General features: G+C 69.2%; 14 protein-coding genes. 9 read left to right on the top strand and 5 right to left on the bottom strand.

Going from position 1 to position 18,022, the window contains the following annotated elements:
* Window positions 1-5: 5 nt before the first annotated feature.
* The 3 genes from IWX89_RS05115 to IWX89_RS05125 are packed head-to-tail and all read right to left on the bottom strand — an operon-like array spanning window position 6 to window position 2,170.
* Window positions 6-1,010, bottom strand: coding sequence for an Fpg/Nei family DNA glycosylase (locus IWX89_RS05115; protein WP_196902492.1), 1,005 nt, complete (start codon window positions 1,008-1,010; stop codon window positions 6-8).
* Between the two features lies 1 nt (window position 1,011).
* Window positions 1,012-1,515 carry a ribose-5-phosphate isomerase gene (locus IWX89_RS05120; protein ID WP_196902493.1) on the bottom strand — a complete coding sequence of 168 codons (504 nt, stop codon included), beginning with the start codon at window positions 1,513-1,515 and terminating at the stop codon, window positions 1,012-1,014.
* 52 nt (window positions 1,516-1,567) lie between these two features.
* Window positions 1,568-2,170 carry a disulfide bond formation protein DsbA gene (locus IWX89_RS05125; protein ID WP_196902494.1) on the bottom strand — a complete coding sequence of 201 codons (603 nt, stop codon included), beginning with the start codon at window positions 2,168-2,170 and terminating at the stop codon, window positions 1,568-1,570.
* A 186-nt stretch (window positions 2,171-2,356) separates the two neighbouring features.
* On the opposite strand from IWX89_RS05125, the gene IWX89_RS05130 reads away from it, so the two are divergent.
* From IWX89_RS05130 to IWX89_RS05170, 9 genes are all read left to right on the top strand, one after another.
* Window positions 2,357-3,940, top strand: a complete 1,584-nt coding sequence (locus IWX89_RS05130; RefSeq protein ID WP_196902495.1) for an MFS transporter — start codon at window positions 2,357-2,359, stop codon at window positions 3,938-3,940.
* Between the two features lie 111 nt (window positions 3,941-4,051).
* Entirely contained in the window at window positions 4,052-5,551 is a 1,500-nt protein-coding gene (locus tag IWX89_RS05135) for an SDR family NAD(P)-dependent oxidoreductase (protein WP_196902496.1), read from the top strand.
* A gap of 130 nt (window positions 5,552-5,681) precedes the next feature.
* Window positions 5,682-7,007 (top strand): MFS transporter, encoded by a 1,326-nt coding sequence (locus IWX89_RS05140; RefSeq protein ID WP_196902497.1) that lies wholly within the window; start codon window positions 5,682-5,684, stop codon window positions 7,005-7,007.
* Window positions 7,008-7,169: 162 nt separating this feature from the next.
* A complete protein-coding gene (locus tag IWX89_RS05145; RefSeq protein WP_196902498.1) occupies window positions 7,170-7,814 on the top strand; it encodes a hypothetical protein in 645 nt (214 codons plus the stop codon).
* Window positions 7,815-7,879: 65 nt separating this feature from the next.
* On the top strand, window positions 7,880-8,611 hold the full coding sequence (locus IWX89_RS05150; protein WP_196902499.1) for a hypothetical protein: 732 nt from the start codon (window positions 7,880-7,882) through the stop codon (window positions 8,609-8,611).
* 133 nt (window positions 8,612-8,744) lie between these two features.
* Window positions 8,745-11,288 (top strand): aminopeptidase N, encoded by a 2,544-nt coding sequence (pepN, locus tag IWX89_RS05155; protein ID WP_196902500.1) that lies wholly within the window; start codon window positions 8,745-8,747, stop codon window positions 11,286-11,288.
* 145 nt (window positions 11,289-11,433) lie between these two features.
* The gene (locus tag IWX89_RS05160) at window positions 11,434-12,696 is read left to right on the top strand and encodes a mechanosensitive ion channel family protein (protein WP_196902501.1); all 1,263 of its coding nucleotides are present in this window, start codon (window positions 11,434-11,436) and stop codon (window positions 12,694-12,696) included.
* A gap of 115 nt (window positions 12,697-12,811) precedes the next feature.
* On the top strand, window positions 12,812-13,219 hold the full coding sequence (locus IWX89_RS05165; protein WP_231382940.1) for a globin: 408 nt from the start codon (window positions 12,812-12,814) through the stop codon (window positions 13,217-13,219).
* 114 nt (window positions 13,220-13,333) lie between these two features.
* Window positions 13,334-15,010 (top strand): FAD-binding dehydrogenase, encoded by a 1,677-nt coding sequence (locus IWX89_RS05170; protein WP_196902502.1) that lies wholly within the window; start codon window positions 13,334-13,336, stop codon window positions 15,008-15,010.
* Between the two features lie 117 nt (window positions 15,011-15,127).
* Here IWX89_RS05170 and IWX89_RS05175 read toward each other — a convergent pair whose 3' ends face one another.
* Both IWX89_RS05175 and IWX89_RS05180 read right to left on the bottom strand, forming a co-directional pair.
* Window positions 15,128-16,489 (bottom strand): NAD(P)/FAD-dependent oxidoreductase, encoded by a 1,362-nt coding sequence (locus tag IWX89_RS05175; RefSeq protein ID WP_196902503.1) that lies wholly within the window; start codon window positions 16,487-16,489, stop codon window positions 15,128-15,130.
* A 47-nt stretch (window positions 16,490-16,536) separates the two neighbouring features.
* Window positions 16,537-18,000, bottom strand: a complete 1,464-nt coding sequence (locus tag IWX89_RS05180) for an NAD-dependent succinate-semialdehyde dehydrogenase (protein ID WP_196902660.1) — start codon at window positions 17,998-18,000, stop codon at window positions 16,537-16,539.
* Between the last annotated feature and the right edge of the window lie 22 nt (window positions 18,001-18,022).

The raw sequence follows: 18,022 nt of genomic DNA on the forward strand, positions 1-18,022 counted from the left end.
TGGGTTCAGGCCTGGCAGCGGGGGCAGTAGTACAGCTTGCGGGCACCCATCTCAGCGAGGGTGATGTGGGTGCCGCAGACCCGGCATGGAAGACCCTCGCGCTTGTAGACCCAGTGCCGGTCGGCGCGGTTCTTCATGGCCAGCCGCCACTCGTCACCGTCGAGGTCGTCCATGGTCATCATCTGACCGGTCTCCACCCCGATTTTCAGCAGGTGCGCCCAGTCCCGCCATAAGCCGCGCACGGTGTCTTCCGGGAGCGACTTCCCCGGGGCGTACGGGTTCACCCGAGCCCGGAAGAGCAGCTCAGCGCGGTAGACGTTTCCGATGCCGCTGACGACGGACTGGTCCATCAGGAGAAGACCGATGGGGGTAGGCTTGCGTCGCACGACAGCGGTGAACCGGTCCTCAGCGGCCGTGCTGTCGTCGAGTTGCGGGTCAGGTCCGGCCTTGTCGATCACGGCCTGCACCTGCGCCGGGTCGAGCACCTCGCACGCCGTAGGCCCGCGCAGGTCGGCCGACACCGTGTCGGTGAGCAGGCGCACTCGCACCTGGCCGACCGGCTCCGGCGGGAAGGTATCGAGTTGGTCGATCTCCTTCTCCTGCTCGGCCATTCGCACCCGGGTGCGTCGCGGCGCGCCGATGCTGTGCATCGAGTTCTCCCCCGTGGAATCCAGCACGGCCGCATCCAGCACGGTGGAGTCCACGTCGGTTCCGCGCTGGTTGGTCTGGCCCATCCGGCCGTTCGCGGACGCGATCGTCGCATCCATCAGGATGTCCCCGGCGAAGTCCCACGCGCCGTACATGCCCAAGTGCACCCGCAGCCACAGCCCGTGGTCGAACTCGAGGAACATCTGCTTGCCCACGGCACGGGCATCCGTCATCACGTGGCCGTCGAGCTGTGCGGCACCCGCGGCGAAACGACCCTGGGGCGAGGAGAGATGCACCCTCCGGCCGACGAAATTGCGGGCGAACTGGCGGGCGATGCGGTGTACGGAATGGCCCTCAGGCACGCTAGCTCACGATGTCTTTGGCGACGATGTTCTTGCCGACGATGTCGCGGGTCGCCTCGTACTCGGCGAGCTGGCGGATGCGACGCAGGTGCCGTTCGTCGGCCGGGAACGGCTCGGCGATGAACGCGTCGATGAAGGTGATCGCCTCGTCGATGGTGTGCTGCCTGGCCCCGATCGAGATGACGTTCGCGTTGTTGTGCTCGCGGGCGAGCCTGGCCGTGTTGAGGCTCCAGACCAGGGCCGCCCGGGCCCCGACGACCTTGTTGGCCGCCATCTGCTCGCCGTTGCCCGAGCCGCCGAAGACCACGCCGAGGGCCTCGATGCCCGCGGTCTGGTCGTTGACGACGGCCTGGGCGGCGTTGATGCAGAACGACGGGTAGTCATCCAGGGCGTCGTAGGTCTGCGGGCCGTGGTCGATGACGTCGTGGCCGGCCTCGGTGAGATGCTCGAACAGGTGGCGGCTGAAATCGAGCCCGGCATGGTCGGTGGCGATATAGATGCGCATGGGAAGAGTCTATTTAATCCGGCACCATTCAGCGTCGGTCACCCACGCGTGCCTAGTCGAAGATGGGCCCGACCGTGCGGGTGCGCTTCATTTCGAAGAAGCCGTCATAGCCGGCCACGGCGACAACGCCGTCCCAGAGCGCGAGTGCCTGGTCGCCCGTGGGCGCCGGGGACACCACCGGGCCGAAGAAGGCCACGTCGTTGACCGCGATCACCGGGGTGCCCACGTCCTGGCCGACCCGGTTCATCCCGTCGAAGTGACTGGCCCGCATCTGCTCGTCGTTGTGGGTGCTGTCGGCCCAGGCCGCGAAGGAGGCAGGTAACCCGACCTCGGCCAGTGCGGCGGGGATGACCTCATCGGGCTCGATGCTGCCGCCCGGGTGAATGCGGGTACCGAGCGCGTCGTACAGCGCCTTGACGGTCTTCTGGCCGTGCAGCTCCTGCGCGGCCTGCACCAGGCGGGTGTATTTCAGCGCCCGCGGGAAGAAGGAACGGTACTCGTCGCTGACCTCGTTGTCCTCGTTGAGCACGGCAAGGCTCATCACGCACCAGGTCACGTCGAAACCGCGCAATTCGGCGACCTCTCCCACCCAGCGGGATGTCATCCAGGCCCAGGGACAGGAGGGGTCGAACCAGAACTTCACGGAGTCAGTCATGGCCACCAGCCTAGGTGCCGAATGCCCCCCGAATGCCCGGCGCGAGCCTCATGTAAACCCCTGTCCAGAGGCCCTATCCCCGGCAGAAATTCGGTTTGACGGCGTTTTTGCGCTAAAATTGCTAGTTATGCCCGAGAACGGGCCCCTTTACTTCACCTGCGAATGACCTCCACGAGAGAAGCCAAAATGCCGAGAGACCCCAGCACGACCGACCTGAAAAAGGGCGTCAAGAACGCCTCCGGGAAGATCAAGAAACCACTTCTGAAGCGCCGCTTAAAGGTGTCCCACGTCAACGTGGTCGACCAGTCGCGCCTGAAGAAGGCGCTCGGCGGAACCATCGTCGGTAACACCATGGAATGGTACGACGTCGGAGTGTTCGGCTACCTGATCACGACGATGGGACCGGTGTTCCTCCCCGAGGCGGACAAGACCGTTCAGACACTCTTCCTGCTCGGCACCTTCGCTGCCACGTTCATCGCCCGCCCGCTCGGTGGAGTCTTCTTCGGCTGGCTCGGCGACAAGATCGGCCGGCAGAAGGTGCTGTCGATGACGCTGATGCTGATGGCCGCCTCCACCTTCGCGGTCGGCCTGCTCCCGAGCTACGCCATGGTCGGCATGCTCGCCGCGGCCCTGCTGGTCTTCACGAAGCTCGTCCAGGGCTTCTCGACCGGTGGCGAGTACGCCGGCGCCACCACGTTCGTCAGCGAGCACTCCCCCGACAAGCACCGCGGATTCTTCGCGAGCCTGCTCGACATGGGCAGCTACCTCGGTTTCGCGATCGGTGCCGCGCTCGTGTCGGTGCTCCAGGTCACGCTCGGGCAGCCTGTCATGGAGGACTGGGGCTGGAGGCTTCCGTTCCTCATCGCCGGACCGCTCGGCCTGATCGCAATCTGGTTCCGAATGAAGATCGAGGAATCTCCCACGTTCCAGGCCACCCTGGACGCCAAGGACGCCCTCGCCAGTGATCCCTCGACGACCGATTCGCCTGCCGCCAACGGCCCGCTCTCCATTTTCAAGGCGCACTGGCGCGGAATCATCGTCGCGATGATCCTCGTCGCCGCCGCGAACACGCTCGGCTACGCCCTCACCTCGTACATGCCGACATACCTCACCAGCACCAAGGGGTACGACGAGTTGCACGGCACGCTGCTGACCATCCCGATCCTCGTGGTCATGTCGCTCTGCATCCCGCTGACCGGCAGGCTCTCCGACAAGATCGGCCGCCGCCCGGTGCTCTGGATGGGCTCGATCACGGCCATCGTGTTCGCCATTCCGGCCTTCCTGCTCATCGGCGTCGGCGAGATCTGGTCCACACTGATCGGTCTGGCGCTGATCGCTCTCCCGGTCACCTTCTATGTGGCCAACCTGGCTTCCGCCCTGCCGGCACTCTTCCCGACCGAGAGCCGCTATGGCGCAATGGGAATCGCGTACAACTTCTCCGTCGCGATCTTCGGTGGCACCACGCCGTTCATCATCGCGGCGCTGATCGCGGCCACCGGCGATGACATGATGCCGGCGTACTACCTGATGGGAACATCCGTCATCGGCGGAATCGCGATCTTCTTCATGCGTGAGACCGCGGGGCTGCCGCTGCTCGGATCGATGCCGAGCGTTGACTCGGTCTTCGAGGCCCGTGAACTCGTCGCCACCCAGGACGGCAATCCCGACCTGAACACCGACGAGATGCCGTTCGACCACACCTACGAGCCGCCGACGTCGTCGATCGAGCTTCCGGTGCTGGACGAGCAGCCGGAGCCGCTCAAGGTCTAGTCCCACCCGCTCCACCATTTGTTGTCCGAACGGACAACAGTTGCCGGCACACCGGCAACTGTTGTCCGGCCGGGCAACAGTTGGTTCGGGAGAGGCTCGTAGACTTATCGGATGATCACGACCGAGCCCGCACCCCCGACGGAGGCCGCACCCACCATCGACCCCGCCGAGATGGCGATCGCACTGCGCGTGCTCGCCTCACTGAGCGAGATCGACCCCGAAGACCCCGACTTCGTCACCGTGCGGCAGGCCACCGCCAAGATGTTCAAGTCGGTGAAGATCGCCCGGCGCGGCGAGAAGCGCCAGGCGATAGCGGATGCCGACCGTGAGGTGATCGCCGCGACCGCCACGGGCGCCCCCACCCGCATCGACGACGAGACCATCGGCGCCCAGTTGCGCCTCGGCACCGACCGGGCGACCGCGGGCGAGCTGCTCGTTCCCCGGGCCTGCTACATCTGCAAGCAGAAGTACACCCTCGTCGACGCCTTCTACCACCAGCTCTGCCCGGTCTGCGCCGCGATGAGCCACGCGAAACGGGACGCCCGCACCGACCTGACCGGCAAGCGCGCCCTGCTCACGGGCGGCCGCGCGAAGATCGGCATGTACATCGCCCTCCGCCTGCTGCGCGACGGCGCCCACACCACCATCACCACCCGGTTCCCGCGCGACGCGGTGCGCCGGTTCAGCGCCATGCCGGATTCGGCCGACTGGCTGCACCGCCTGCGCATCGTCGGGATCGACCTGCGCGACCCGGCCCAGGTGATCGGCCTGGCCGACTCCGTCGCGGCGGCCGGCCCGCTCGACATCCTGATCAACAACGCGGCCCAGACCGTGCGTCGCTCCCCCGGCTCCTACTCGATGCTGGTCGAGGCCGAGTCGTCGCCGCTGCCGGACGGGAGCATCCCCGAGATCGTCAGCTTCGGCCACACCAATGACGCGCACCCGACCGCCCTGGCGGCGTCGGTGACCAGCCACCCGATCCTGGCCGCCGCGGCCGCCGGCTCGGCCGCGTCCGTGCTGACCGCCGACGACCTCACCGCCCTGGCCCTCGCCCCCGGCTCCTCGTCGCTCGAACGCCTCGCCGCGGGCACCGCCATCGACGCCGGCGGGCTCGTTCCCGACCTGCATGAGGCGAACAGCTGGACCGCGAACGTCGAAGACGTCGACCCGCTCGAGATGCTCGAGGTGCAGCTCTGCAACACCACCGCGCCGTTCCTGCTGGTGAGCCGCCTGCGTGCGTCGATGGCCGCATCCGGCGCCCGGCGAACCTACATCGTCAACGTGTCCGCGATGGAGGGCGTGTTCGGCCGCGGTTACAAGGGTCCCGGCCACCCGCACACCAACATGGCCAAGGCCGCGCTGAACATGCTCACCCGCACCAGCGCGAAGGAGATGCTCTCCGACCGCATCCTGATGACGAGCGTCGACACGGGCTGGATCACCGACGAACGCCCGCACCCCACCAAGGTGCGCCTCGCCGAGGAGGGCTTCCACGCCCCCCTCGACCTCGTCGACGGTGCGGCGCGCGTCTACGACCCGATCGTGCGCGGCGAGGCCGGCGAAGACCTGTGCGGAGTCTTCCTCAAGGACTACAAGCCCGCCACCTGGTGAGACCGCCCGGGCGGAATCCGAGCGGCTATGGTGGCTGGATGCTCCCCTTGTGTGATTAGCGACCGGCTCGGCTTCGACCACCCGGTTCCTTCACTCGCGCCCGGCGCGCACATTCTTCGGAGTTTCGTCCATGCCCTCCTCTTCCTCAGTACCCGTTCCGCCGTCACGGCCCCCAGACGCCGCCCGGCCGGGTTACGCCGCCGTGCTCACGACACCCGGGGTTCCGTTCGTCTTCGCGAGCGCCCTCGCCGGCCGCTTCGCGTATGCGCTCGTCGGCCTGCCGATGCTCATCGCGGTCGAAACAGCCACCGGCTCCTACGCGGTTGCGGGGGCCGCCATGGGCGCTTACGGGGCCACCGCCGGCTTCCTGGCGCCGCTGCGGGCCCGGCTGATCGACCGGTTCGGCCGCCGACGGATGCTGCTCACGCTCTCACTCTCCTTCGCCGTCTCCCTCGGCCTGTTCGCCCTCGCGACCGGGACCGGCGACTCGGCCTGGTGGAGCATCGCGCTGGCCGGCCTCGTCGGCGCCGTCGCGCCGCCGCTCGGGCCGATCATGCGTGTGCTCTGGGCGGCTCTCCTGCCGGCACCCGGAATCCTCCGGACGGCCCTCAGCCTCGACGCCGTGCTGGAGGAGGTGCTCTACCTGGCCGGCCCGGTGCTCGCGGGCACGATCCTGCTCTGGATCTCCCCCAGCACGGCCCTGCTCATTCCCGCGGCCCTGATCGTGGTCGGGACCGTGCTGATGGTCTCCTCCCCGGCCATGCTGCCCGGCCCGGCCCCAGCCGAGGCCGACGGGAGCCCGCCGGGCGGTGCTCTTCTGACCGACCCGCGCTTCGCGGCCCTGCTGCTGCCCGTACTCGCGGCCGGGGTCCTCGTCGGCACGGTCTACATCGCGGTCCCGGCCCTGATCGGCGCCACCGCTCTGGGCGGCGCGACCGGCAATGCTGGTTCGACCGCCGAGGCGGGAATCGTGCTCGCTCTCTTCGCCGCCGGCAGCGCGGTCGGCGGGCTCGTCTACGGCGCCCTGCGGATCGGGTCGTCGGCACGACGACAGTTGTTCGTCATCGCCGCTCTCTTCGTGGCCGGGATCGCCGCCGCCGGACTGGCCACGTCGACGCTGGCGCTTGGCCTCCTGATCGCGCTGGCCGGGCTCTGCCTGTCCCCGATCATGATCGTGGCCTACGTCGCGGCGAGCGACTTCGGCCGCGGCGGACGGGAGATCGAGGCGACGACCTGGGTCAATACGGCGCACAACGTCGGGGCCGCGGCCGGAAGCGCACTGGCCGGGGTGCTCGTCGAGGCGGCAGGCGCGGGCGCCGCGTTCTTCGGCGCGGCCGTCGTCGGGGCCGTGCTCCTGATACTGGCCGGGGTCACCCGGTGGGTCACGCCCCCGGCGTCGTCCGACCGGCGGGCCGCCGCCCGCGTACACGGCGCGCCCAAGCGACAGGTCCGTTAGGTTCTCGTCCCAACTGTGACTAGTTTGGGGGGTCAGTGCTCGTCTGCGGCCTCCACGCCCTGCCGACAGGCTGCTCGCTCCCGACCCGGATGAGGTCAAACGGACCTGCGCAACGCTGTGCGTGCCGCCGACTGCCGATGACGACCGGAACGGAACCACCGGATGACTGAGACGCCCACGCCGACCGAGGAGCTGTCGCTGCGCGACATGCTGGCCTCCCTCGCCCCGAGCGAACCACCGCTCGCCCGGCGTCCGCGGGCGCACGTGAGCGCCCACCCGGTCGCCGCGAGTCCGCTCTTCGACGAGGTCGAGTCCCGTCTGGACACCATCGCCGAGCATGAGAGCCTCGCCCTCGTGGCCACCGCCCTGGCCGAGCACCAGACCCGGATGGCACGGCTGCGGCGCATTCCAGCGGATGCGCGCACCACCCACGCACCACCTGCCGAGGCGCCTCCCGCGCACCGCACCGCCATCGACCTCTGGGTGATGGTGTTCGGCGACGAGGACTGCACGCACTACACGGGCGAGGCGCTGCATCGCCGCACCCTGGTCGATGCCGTGCCCCGCGCCGGAGAATTCCTCTCCCCCGGCCAATTGAGTCGGTTCGACACGCTGCGGCCGGTGGTGGAGCGCGTCGAGCACGCGCCCTTCCCGGAGAACTGCGCCACACCGACGGTCCTGGTGGTGGTGCACGTGGCAGCAGTGGCCGAATCGGGCGAGCGCCGGCTGGAACGACAGCGAGCGCTGCGCCATGAGGGGTGGGACATCGCCCTTCCCCAAACCCAGGTGACAGCGCCCGGAGCCTGACCTCCCTCGAATCCCCGAAGGCACGACCCCGCCACTGCTCGATGCAACGAAACGGAAAGCCGACGATGACCGAAATCTCCACAGAACTCAGGGAAGCTCTCCTGCGCGAAATGCGCAGCACGCTTCGCACCACCACCGAGCGGATAGTGCCGCGGGAACGGCCGGTGCTCGTGCTCGAACTCGGCAGCCCGGTCTACGACGAGGTGGAGACACTGCTCGGGAGCGGCGCCGGGCGGGCAAGCCGCGGCGATCATGCGATCACCCCGGACGCCCGCGCGGTGCTGATCGTGGAGCCCGTTCACCCGGTGTACGACGAGGTGGAGTTCCTGATCGGCAACGATGCCGAGCGCGTCAGTCTCGGTGCGGTGGCAACGGCGATGTTCGAATACCAGGCCGGTGCGATCACCCGGGGTCAGGTCGCTGAACGCTCTCCCGCGGTCGATGGGCGCCCGGTGCACTCGGTCACGAAGAACCGCACCGCGATCGACGTGCGCCTGCTCGTCTTCGGCGACGACGCCTGCACGGAGTTCACCGGCGAGGCACTGCACCGGCGCACGCTCGTCGACGCCGTTCCGCGGGCCGGGGAGAGCTTCGTCCCCGGGCAACTGACGGGGTTCTCCGCCCAGCGGACCGTGGTGCACCACGTCGAGCATGCCCCGTTCGCGCACTATTCCGACGAGCCCACCGTCGGGGTGGTGCTGCACCTCGCCGCCGTGGCGGAGTCGGACTCCTGGCGCCGCGAACGCCAGGGCAGGCTGCGCGCCGACGGCTGGCAGGCGCTCGCCGCGCGGACCTGACCGCTTCCGGTGCGGGACGCACCGGACCGGGCTCCCGCCCCTGTTTTCGCTGCCTCCACCACAATAGTGGCTAGGCTTAACAGTCGTGCGTCCGGAGCCAGAAGCCCCGGTCGAAACTGAGATGGAGAATACGTTGCCTGGAGAAAACCTCACCCGGATCGAAGCCCAGGAGCGCGCGGCGCTCATTGCCGTGCGGAGCTACGCGGTAGCCCTCGACCTCACCACCGGTGCGGAGACGTTCGGCAGCACGACGACAGTGGAGTTCACGGCCACGCCCGGCGCGTCCACCTTCATCGACGCGATCACCCGCGCGGTGCACTCGGTGACCCTCAACGGGGTCTCCCTCGACCCTGCAGCCGTCAGCGACGGCATCCGGATCCAGCTCGACGGCCTCGCCGCCGAGAACACCCTCACGGTCGTCTCCGACGCCGTCTACACGAACACCGGCGAGGGCCTGCACCGCTTCGTCGACCCGGTCGACAACGAGGTCTACCTCTACAGCCAGTTCGAGGTGCCGGACTCCCGCCGCGTCTTCGCCGTGTTCGAGCAGCCCGACCTCAAGGCCGCGTTCGCCTTCACGGTCACCGCGCCCGGGGCGTGGGAGGTCATCTCCAACTCCGTCACACCCGTCCCGACGGATGCCGGCAACGGCGCGAAGACCTGGATCTTCCCGCCCACCCACACCATCTCCAGCTACATCACTGCCCTCGTCGCGGGCCCGTACTCCGTCGTGCGCAGCGAACTGACCTCGAGCGACGGACGCACGATCCCCCTCGGGCTGTTCAGTCGGAAGAGCCTGTTCCAGTACCTCGACGCGGACTACCTGTTCGAGAAGACCCGCCAGGGCTTCACCTACTTCGAGGAGAAGTTCAACTACCCCTACCCGTTCGACAAGTACGACCAGATGTTCGTGCCGGAGTTCAACGCCGGCGCGATGGAGAACGCCGGCGCGGTCACCTTCACCGAGACCTACGTCTTCCGCTCCAAGGTCACCGACGCCATCAAGGAGCGTCGTGTGGTCACGGTGCTGCACGAACTGGCGCACATGTGGTTCGGCGACCTGGTCACCATGAAATGGTGGAACGACCTGTGGCTCAACGAGTCGTTCGCCGAATGGGCGTCGACCATGGCCACCGCCGAGGCCACCGAGTGGACCGAGGCGTGGACCACCTTCGCCGTGATGGAGAAGAGCTGGGCCTACAAGCAGGACCAGCTGCCGTCGACGCACCCCATCACGGCCACCATCACCGACCTCGAAGACGTGCAGGTCAACTTCGACGGCATCACCTACGCCAAGGGCGGCTCGGTGCTCAAGCAGCTCGTTGCCTGGGTCGGCAGAGACGAGTTCTTCGCCGGTGTTGCCTACTACTTCGCCAAGCACGAGTGGGGCAACACCGAGCTGAACGACCTGATGGTCGAGCTCGAGGCCTCCAGCGGCCGCGACCTCACCGAGTGGACGAAGCTCTGGCTCGAGACGGCCGGCGTCAACACGCTCCGCCCCGAGGTCACGGTCGACGAGGCCGGAACCATCACCGGTTTCACCGTGCTGCAGACCGCCGCGGCGGACTACCCCACGATCCGCCCGCACCGCCTCGCGATCGGCTTCTACGACCTCGCCGACGGCTCCCTCGTGCGCACCCACCGGGTCGAGATCGACGTCGACGGGCCGAGAACGGATGTCACCGAGCTCGTCGGCCAGGCCCGTCCCGCCCTCGTCCTGCTCAACGACGACGACCTCGCCTACGCGAAGATCCGCCTCGACGCCGCGTCGCAGGACGTCGCCCTGGAGAACCTGTCCTCGATCGAGAGCCCGCTCGCCCGGGCGATCGTCTGGGGTGCCGTCTGGGACGCGACCCGCGACGCCGAGACCGCGCCGCGCGACTTCATCAGCCTCGTGCTGGGCAACGTCGCCACCGAAACCGAATCGACCACGCTGCGCACGGTGGTCGGCCAGGTCGTGCTCGCCGCGACCTACTATGTCGCCGAGGAGTTCCGTGCGAACACGGTCACCGAGGTCGGCGACGCCCTCTGGTCCCTCGCCCGGCACGCCGAACCCGGCACCGACGCCCAGTTCCAGTTCGTCAAGTTCTTCGGCTCGGTCGCCTCCACCGGCAGCCACTTGGCCTCGGTCGCGGCGCTCCTGGACGGCACCGCACCCCTGGACGGCCTCACGATCGACACCGACCTGGCCTGGGAGCTGCTCATCGCCCTCGTCGCCGGCGGCAAGGCCGGTACCACCGAGATCGACGCGGCCCTGGCCCGTGACAACACCGCGACGGGCGCTCAGTCGGCCGCCCAGGCGCGCGCGGCCATCCCGACGCCGGAGGGCAAGCAGGCGGCCTGGTCGTCGCTGATCGACATCGACACCGCGCCTAATACGATCGTGCGCGTGACCGCGGCCGGGTTCCTCCGGGCGAACGACACCACCCTGCTCGAACCGTTCGTGGACCGGTACTTCGCCATGCTGCAGTCGGTCTGGGAATCCCGCAGCTTCTCCATCGCGGAGAAGCTGATCCTGGGCCTGTACCCGTCACCGCTGGCCAACCAGGCCCTGGCCGACGCGACCCGCGCCTGGCTCGACGCCAACCCGGAGCCGCTCGCGCTCCGCCGCCTGGTGATCGAGAACCTGGCCGGGGTGGAGCGAGCCCTCGCCGCCCAGGCGCGGGACGCGGTCTAACCAGCCCGGAGCATCCGTCTGGAACGCCTCACGGCCCTCGCCGCCGCCCGCCCGGGCGCCCGGCGGGGGTTTTGTGCATCCCGTCCCGCGTGGACGGCGAGGGTCCCAGCCTCTGCCCGGCGGCTCTCGGTAGACTGCTTCCAATATGAATTTCGACGCAATCTGGCTTGAACTCGCCCAATTCTTCACCGTCGATCTGTGGCTCAAGGTCATCAACATCGCCGCGATCGTCATCGGAGCCTTCCTCCTGCGCTGGGGGCTGCACTTCGTGATCGAACGGGTCGTGGGGCAGATCGTCTCCGGCGTGAAGAAGACGCAGAACGTGATGGACACCCAGGCGCTGAGCGTCTCCCCGGTGGCCGCCGTGCGCGTGGTGCAGCGCACCCGCACGCTCGGCTCCGTGCTCACCAACATCGTCAACGTCACCCTGCTGATCGTCTCGGTGCTGCTGATCGTGAACGTCGTCAACACGGACATCCTCGGCTCCTTCGCCCTGCTCACGGCCGCGCTCGGCGCCGGGCTCGGCTTCGGCGCGCAGAACATCGTCAAGGACATCCTCAACGGCCTGTTCATGGTCGTGGAGGACCAGCTCGGCGTCGGCGACATCGTCGACGTCGGCTTCGCCTCCGGCGTCGTCGAGACGGTCGGCATCCGGGTCACCCAGGTGCGCGACGTCGACGGCACCCTCTGGTTCGTGCGCAACGGCGAGATCCTCCGCGTCGGCAACATGTCCCAGGGCTGGGCCAGGGTGATCATCGACCTCGCCATCCCCTACGCCTCCGACGTGGAGGCCGTGCAGGCCGAGCTGCTCCGGGTGGCCAGGGCCCTCGCCTCCAGCCGCAAGTGGCGCCCCGTCATCCTGGAGAAGCCCGAGGTGTGGGGACTCGAGTCGATCTCGGCCGAGGCCCTCGTCGTGCGCCTCGTGGTGAAGACCCGGGTCTCGGCCAAGTGGGACTTCGCCCGCGACCTCCGCCTGCACCTCAAGAAGGCGCTCGACGGGCTGGGCATCGGGCTGACCCCGCTGAACAGCGTCGTGATGACCGGACCGGACGGTTCCGTGAACGCCGCTGCAATCCCCGGCACGGACGAACCGTCCGACGCAGCCGCCGAGGCCGCCGCCGCCGTTCCCGATGCGATCACGGCCCCGTTCACCGCGCCGGTCCCGGTGCGGAAGAAGTCCCGCCTCCCCCGCGCCCCTCGCAAGGGGCGCATCGTGGCGACGGATGCCGCCGAGCACCCGGCAGACACGACATCCGGCGAAAGCGCCCCGGCCCAGAAGCCCGCCGGGAAACCTGCGGGGAAGCCTGCCGAGAAGCCCGTGAAGTCCGCCGCCGAGCTGGACGCCGAACACCCCACCCCGAGCTCGCCGAAGTCGACACCAGATCCGGAGATCCGCGATGACGCCTGAGTCCACCCCTACCCCCACGCCTACGTCCACGCCCACGTCCACGCCTACGCCCACGCCGGCATCCGTCCCGGCCGCGCCCAGCCCCGCCCCTGCCGGCACTCCGTCCCGTGTGCTTCTGCGCGACGGCGAGAACGGCGCCGCGATCGGCGCCTCCTTCTACGAACAGGTCGGCGGGCGGCCGTTCTTCGCGAGGCTCGTCGCCGAGTTCTACCGCGGAGTCGCGACCGACCCCGTGCTGAAGCCGATGTACCCCGAGGCCGACCTCGGTCCGGCCCAGGAACGCCTGACCATGTTCCTCGAGCAGTACTGGGGCGGGCCGGGCACCTACAGCGAGCAGCGCGGCCACCCCCGGCTGCGCCAGCGGCACCAGCCGTTCAAGGTGAACCCGGATGCCCGCGACCGCTGGCTCGCGCACATGCGCCAGGCCGTCGACAGGGCCGACCTGCCGCCGCTGCAGCGGGAGACCCTCTGGGACTACCTGGAACGGGCCGCCCACGCCATGCTGAACACGTTCGACGAGTAGCCGCCCGCCCTGTCGAATTCGACGGACAATTGCGTGTTCCGGCGCTCTGCAGGGCTGTTTTGAGCCGATTCCGGCAGAATGTCCGTCGAACTTGACGAGTGAGAGTGAGCCACAATGACCGCCGTCCCCCCGTCCAGCAGGTCGGCCGAGGCCGACGTCATCGTCGTGGGGGCCGGCCTGGCCGGCCTCGTCGCGACGGCCGAACTGGTTGCCGCCGGGAAGCGGGTGATCCTGGTCGAACAGGAACCGGCGGCCTCATTCGGCGGGCAGGCCTGGTGGTCCTTCGGCGGGCTCTTCCTGGTCGACTCCCCAGAGCAGCGCCGCCTGGGCGTGCACGACTCCCCCGAGCTGGCCAGGCAGGACTGGTTCGGCAGCGCCGGTTTCGACCGCGAGGAGGACTACTGGCCGAAGCGCTGGGCGGAGGCGTACCTCGACTTCGCGGCCGGGGAGAAGCGCGCCTGGCTGCACGAGCTCGGCATCCGGTTCTTCCCGGTCGTCGGCTGGGCCGAGCGGGGCGGCTACACCGCCCTTGAGCACGGCAACTCGGTGCCGCGGTTCCACATCGTCTGGGGCACCGGCCCCGCCCTGCTCGCTCCGTTCGTCGCCCGGGTGCGGGCGGGCGTGGCCTCCGGGCGCGTCACGGTGCTGAACCGGCACCAGGTCGACGAGCTCGTCGTCACGGGCGGCACCGTGACCGGGGTGCGCGGCGGCGTGCTCGCGCCGAGCACTGCCGCCCGCGGGGAGGCAAGTTCCCGGGACCGGGTCGGCGAGTTCGAGCTGGCGGCGTCGGCCGTGATCGTGACCAGCGGCGGCATCGGCGGCAACCACGACCTCGTGCGCGCCCAGTGGCCGTCCCGGCTGGGCGCCGCCCCGGAGCACCTGCTCTCCGGCGTTCCCGCGCATGTCGACGGCCGGATGCTCGGCATCAGCGAGCGGGCCGGCGCCCGGCTGATCAACGGCGACCGGATGTGGCACTACACGGAGGGTATCGAGAACTGGGATCCGGTCTGGGCGGCCCACGGCATCCGGATCCTGCCCGGCCCGTCGTCACTCTGGCTCGACGCGACCGGAAAACGGCTGCCCGCACCCCTCTTCCCCGGCTTCGACACGCTGGGCACGCTCGAGCACATCCTCGGCACCGGCCACGACCACAGCTGGTTCGTGCTCACCCAGAAGATCATCGAGAAGGAGTTCGCCCTCTCCGGCAGCGAGCAGAACCCCGACCTGACCGGCAAGGACCTCTCCCTGCTCGCCAAACGGGTCACCCCGGGGGCGCCCGGCCCGGTGGAGGCGTTCAAGGCGAAGGGCGCGGATTTCGTCGTCGCCGGCACCCTGCACGAACTGCTGGCCGGAATGCAGCAACGCTCACCGGAGGTGCGCCTCGACTTCGCCCGGATCGAGCGGGAGATCCGGGCACGGGACCGGGAGCTGGACAACGATTTCACGAAGGATGCCCAGATCACCGCGATCAGGCAGGCCAGGCACTACCGCGGCGACCGGCTCATCCGCGTGGCGAGCCCGCACAAGCTGCTCGACCCGAAGAACGGGCCGCTGATCGCCGTCAAGCTGCACATCCTCACCCGGAAGAGCCTCGGCGGCATCGAGACCGACCTGTTCGCTCGCGCGCTCGGCCCCGACGGGCAGCCCGTTCCCGGCCTGTACGCGGCCGGGGAGGCCAGCGGCTTCGGCGGGGGCGGCATGCACGGCTACCGCTCGCTCGAGGGCACCTTCCTCGGCGGCTGCCTGTTCTCCGGCCGCACCGCCGGCCGAGCGGTCGCCGCGGCACTGTAGGTCCGCCGCGCACGACCGCGCCTCATGGCGCACCTTTGGGCAGCGGGCGCAAGGTGAAACGTGCGCCCGCTGCCCAAAGGTGCGCCGCGACGACCTGAGGTCGCCGCGGCGCGGTCCCTAGACGAGCTCGGCGGAGGCGACGATCGCCGCGGCGGTGACGCGTCCCATCCGGATGGCGCCGTCCACGTGCTGGTAGCCCTTGCCGGCCAGGTCGCTGCAGGAGAAGGAGATCGGCCCGACGGGGGTGCGCAGGTCGGCGCCGTAGCGGGCCAGCCCGCCCAGGTCGAAGCTCGCCGCGTAGGCCCCGCGGGTCCACTCCTCGGTGCCCCAGTCGCTCTCGTAGTAGACGACCGGTGTGAGCGCCTTCTCACCGAAGTAGTGCGAGAGCGAGGTGAGGATGCGGGTCTTCCGCTCCTCCGGCGTGAGGGTGAACACCAGGTCGGCGGCCTCGTCCGACACGAAGCCCACGAACGTGCCGCGGCTGTCGCCGAAGTTGGTGTTGTCGTAGGCCTCGTGCACGAGCTCATAGGGGCTGAATGCGGTGCCGGAGAGGCCGTCCTCGCGCCAGAACGGCGTCTCGTAGACGGCGTGCACCTTGATCACGAAGCCCATCGAGAGGTGCTGGTGCAGCTGGTGCTGGCGGCGCGGTAGCGAGGGCTCGAACGAGATCCGGCTGTAGAGCACCGGCGGGACGGCCACGATCACGCGGCGCGCGTGCACCTCGAGGTCGTCGGTGACGGCGACGACGCTGTCCTCGTTCCAGCGCAGGGTGCGCACGGCCTGGCCGAGGTGTACGTCGTCGCCGAGCCGTTCGGCGAGGAGGATCGGCACCTGCTGCAGGCCTCCCACGACTCGTTCGTCGAGGATGAAGTCGGCGTCGACGAGGTTGCTGAAGCTGCCGGCGCTGGCCGCCATCAGCAGCGCCTGCAGGGTGGAGAACGCGTGCGCCGGCTTGGTGAGCATGGCGCCGGCGATGAACATGCCGATGTTGTCGCGGGCCTCCTGGTCGGTCGTCTCGTTTTCCAGCCAGGCGCTGAAGGAGATCTCGTCGAGTTCCTTCGCGCGCGGGTGCGCCCACGGGCGGTCGGGGTCGGTCTGGGCAACGAGGCCGTCGAGCAGTTCGATCAGGCGGAGGATCTCTCCCTCGGTCTCGGCCGACACCGGGAAGATCTCGCCCTCGAACAGGGTGCGCTCGCCGGCGGCGTTGATGTACACGTTCTCGCCGGTGCGGTACCGCGCGAAGGTCTCGAGTCCCAGTTCGGCGATCGTCTCCTTGAGCGCGTCCTGGTCAGGCGAGACCCACTGGCCGCCGATCTCGAGCATCGCGCCGTCGATGTCGTCGGTCCAGAGCCGGCCGCCGACCCGGTCCCTGGCCTCGAGCACGGCGACGGTGAGGCCCGCCTTCCGCAGCTCGGTCGCGGCGGTGAGGCCGGATGCCCCGGCTCCGATGATGACAATGTCGCGTTCAATCGTGGTCATGATTGCTCCCTTGCAGTGTGAGTTGGTGTGTTCGGGTTCGATCGGGGTCAGGAGACCGGGATGAGGGTGTACTTGGTCGAGAGGTACTCGTGGATTCCCTCGAGCCCGCCCTCGCGGCCCAGGCCGGACTGCTTGACGCCGCCGAACGGCGCCGCGGCGTTGGAGACCAGCCCCGTGTTCAGGCCCATCATCCCGGTCTCCAGGCGGCCGATCATCCGGTGTCCCCTGGCGAGGTCCTTCGTGAAGACGTAGCCGACCAGACCGTACTCGGTCGAGTTGGCCAGGCGCACGGCCTCGTCCTCGTCGCCGAAGGTGACGATGCCGACGACCGGTCCGAAGATCTCCTCGCGCAGGATGGCGCTGCCGGGTGCGACGCCGGTGAGCACCGTCGGCTCGTAGAACGAGCCGGGGCCGTCGGGGCGTACCCCGCCGGCGAGCAGGGTGGCGCCCTTCGACAGGGCATCCTGCACGAGCGCGTCGGTACTCGCCACGGCGGCCTCGTTGACGAGCGGCCCGATGGTGACGCCTTCCTCGGTGCCGCGGCCCATGGTGAGAGCGGCGACCCGCTCGGTGAGCCGGCGGCCGAACTCGGCGGCGATCGATTCGTGCACGATGAACCGGTTGGCGGCGGTGCAGGCCTGTCCGATGTTGCGGAACTTGGCGAGCATCGCTCCGTCGACGGCTTTGTCCAGGTCGGCGTCCTCGAAGACGACGAACGGGGCGTTGCCGCCGAGCTCCATCGAGGTGCGCAGCACGCCCTGGGCGGCCTGCTGGATCAGCTTGCGCCCGACCGGGGTCGACCCGGTGAAGCTCAGCTTGCGCAGGCGCGGGTCGGCGATGATCGGCCCGGCCACGGCCGAGGAGGCGGAGGTGGTGATCACGTTCACGACCCCGGCCGGCACGCCGGCATCCTCGAGCAATTGCACGAAGTAGAGGGTGGTCAGCGGGGTCAGTTCGGCCGGTTTGGTGACGACGGTGCACCCCGCGGCGAGAGCCGGCGCGATCTTGCGGGTCGCCATGGCCAGCGGGAAGTTCCACGGCGTGATCAGCAGGCACGGGCCCACCGGGTGCTGAGAGACGACCATCGACCCGGTGCCCTCGGGGTTCAGCCCGTAGCGGCCGCTGATCCGCACGGCCTCCTCGCTGAACCAGCGCAGGAATTCGCCCCCGTAGGTGACCTCGCCGTTCGCCTCGGCCAGCGGCTTGCCCATCTCCATCGTCATCAGCAGGGCGAAGTCGTCGCGGCGCTCCTGCAGCAGGTCGAAGGCGCGGCGCAGGATCTCGGCGCGCACCCGCGGGGCGGTCGCCGCCCAGGCCGCGCTCGCGTCGACCGCGGCGTCGAGGGCACGGATGCCGTCGGCGGCGTCCGCGTTCGCGATCCGCTTGAGCACGAGACCGGTCGCCGGGTCGGTCACCTCGATCGGGTCGCCGCCGCCCTGCTGCCAGGCCCCGTTGATGTAGAGCCCGTCGGGGACGCGGGCGAGCAGGTCGGTTTCACGACTGGACACGATGTTCTCTTTCGGTTGGTTCGGT

Source organism: Cryobacterium sp. MP_M3, assembly GCF_015752155.1.
GTDB lineage: Bacteria > Actinomycetota > Actinomycetes > Actinomycetales > Microbacteriaceae > Cryobacterium.

Coding starts and splice junctions, on each gene's coding strand:
- IWX89_RS05120 (WP_196902493.1), bottom strand. CDS start 1,515: ATGCGCATCTATATCGCCACCGACCATGCCGGGCTCGATTTCAGCCGC.
- IWX89_RS05175 (WP_196902503.1), bottom strand. CDS start 16,489: ATGACCACGATTGAACGCGACATTGTCATCATCGGAGCCGGGGCATCC.
- IWX89_RS05135 (WP_196902496.1), top strand. CDS start 4,052: ATGATCACGACCGAGCCCGCACCCCCGACGGAGGCCGCACCCACCATC.
- IWX89_RS05130 (WP_196902495.1), top strand. CDS start 2,357: ATGCCGAGAGACCCCAGCACGACCGACCTGAAAAAGGGCGTCAAGAAC.
- IWX89_RS05125 (WP_196902494.1), bottom strand. CDS start 2,170: ATGACTGACTCCGTGAAGTTCTGGTTCGACCCCTCCTGTCCCTGGGCC.
- IWX89_RS05145 (WP_196902498.1), top strand. CDS start 7,170: ATGACTGAGACGCCCACGCCGACCGAGGAGCTGTCGCTGCGCGACATG.
- IWX89_RS05170 (WP_196902502.1), top strand. CDS start 13,334: ATGACCGCCGTCCCCCCGTCCAGCAGGTCGGCCGAGGCCGACGTCATC.
- IWX89_RS05160 (WP_196902501.1), top strand. CDS start 11,434: ATGAATTTCGACGCAATCTGGCTTGAACTCGCCCAATTCTTCACCGTC.
- IWX89_RS05150 (WP_196902499.1), top strand. CDS start 7,880: ATGACCGAAATCTCCACAGAACTCAGGGAAGCTCTCCTGCGCGAAATG.
- IWX89_RS05140 (WP_196902497.1), top strand. CDS start 5,682: ATGCCCTCCTCTTCCTCAGTACCCGTTCCGCCGTCACGGCCCCCAGAC.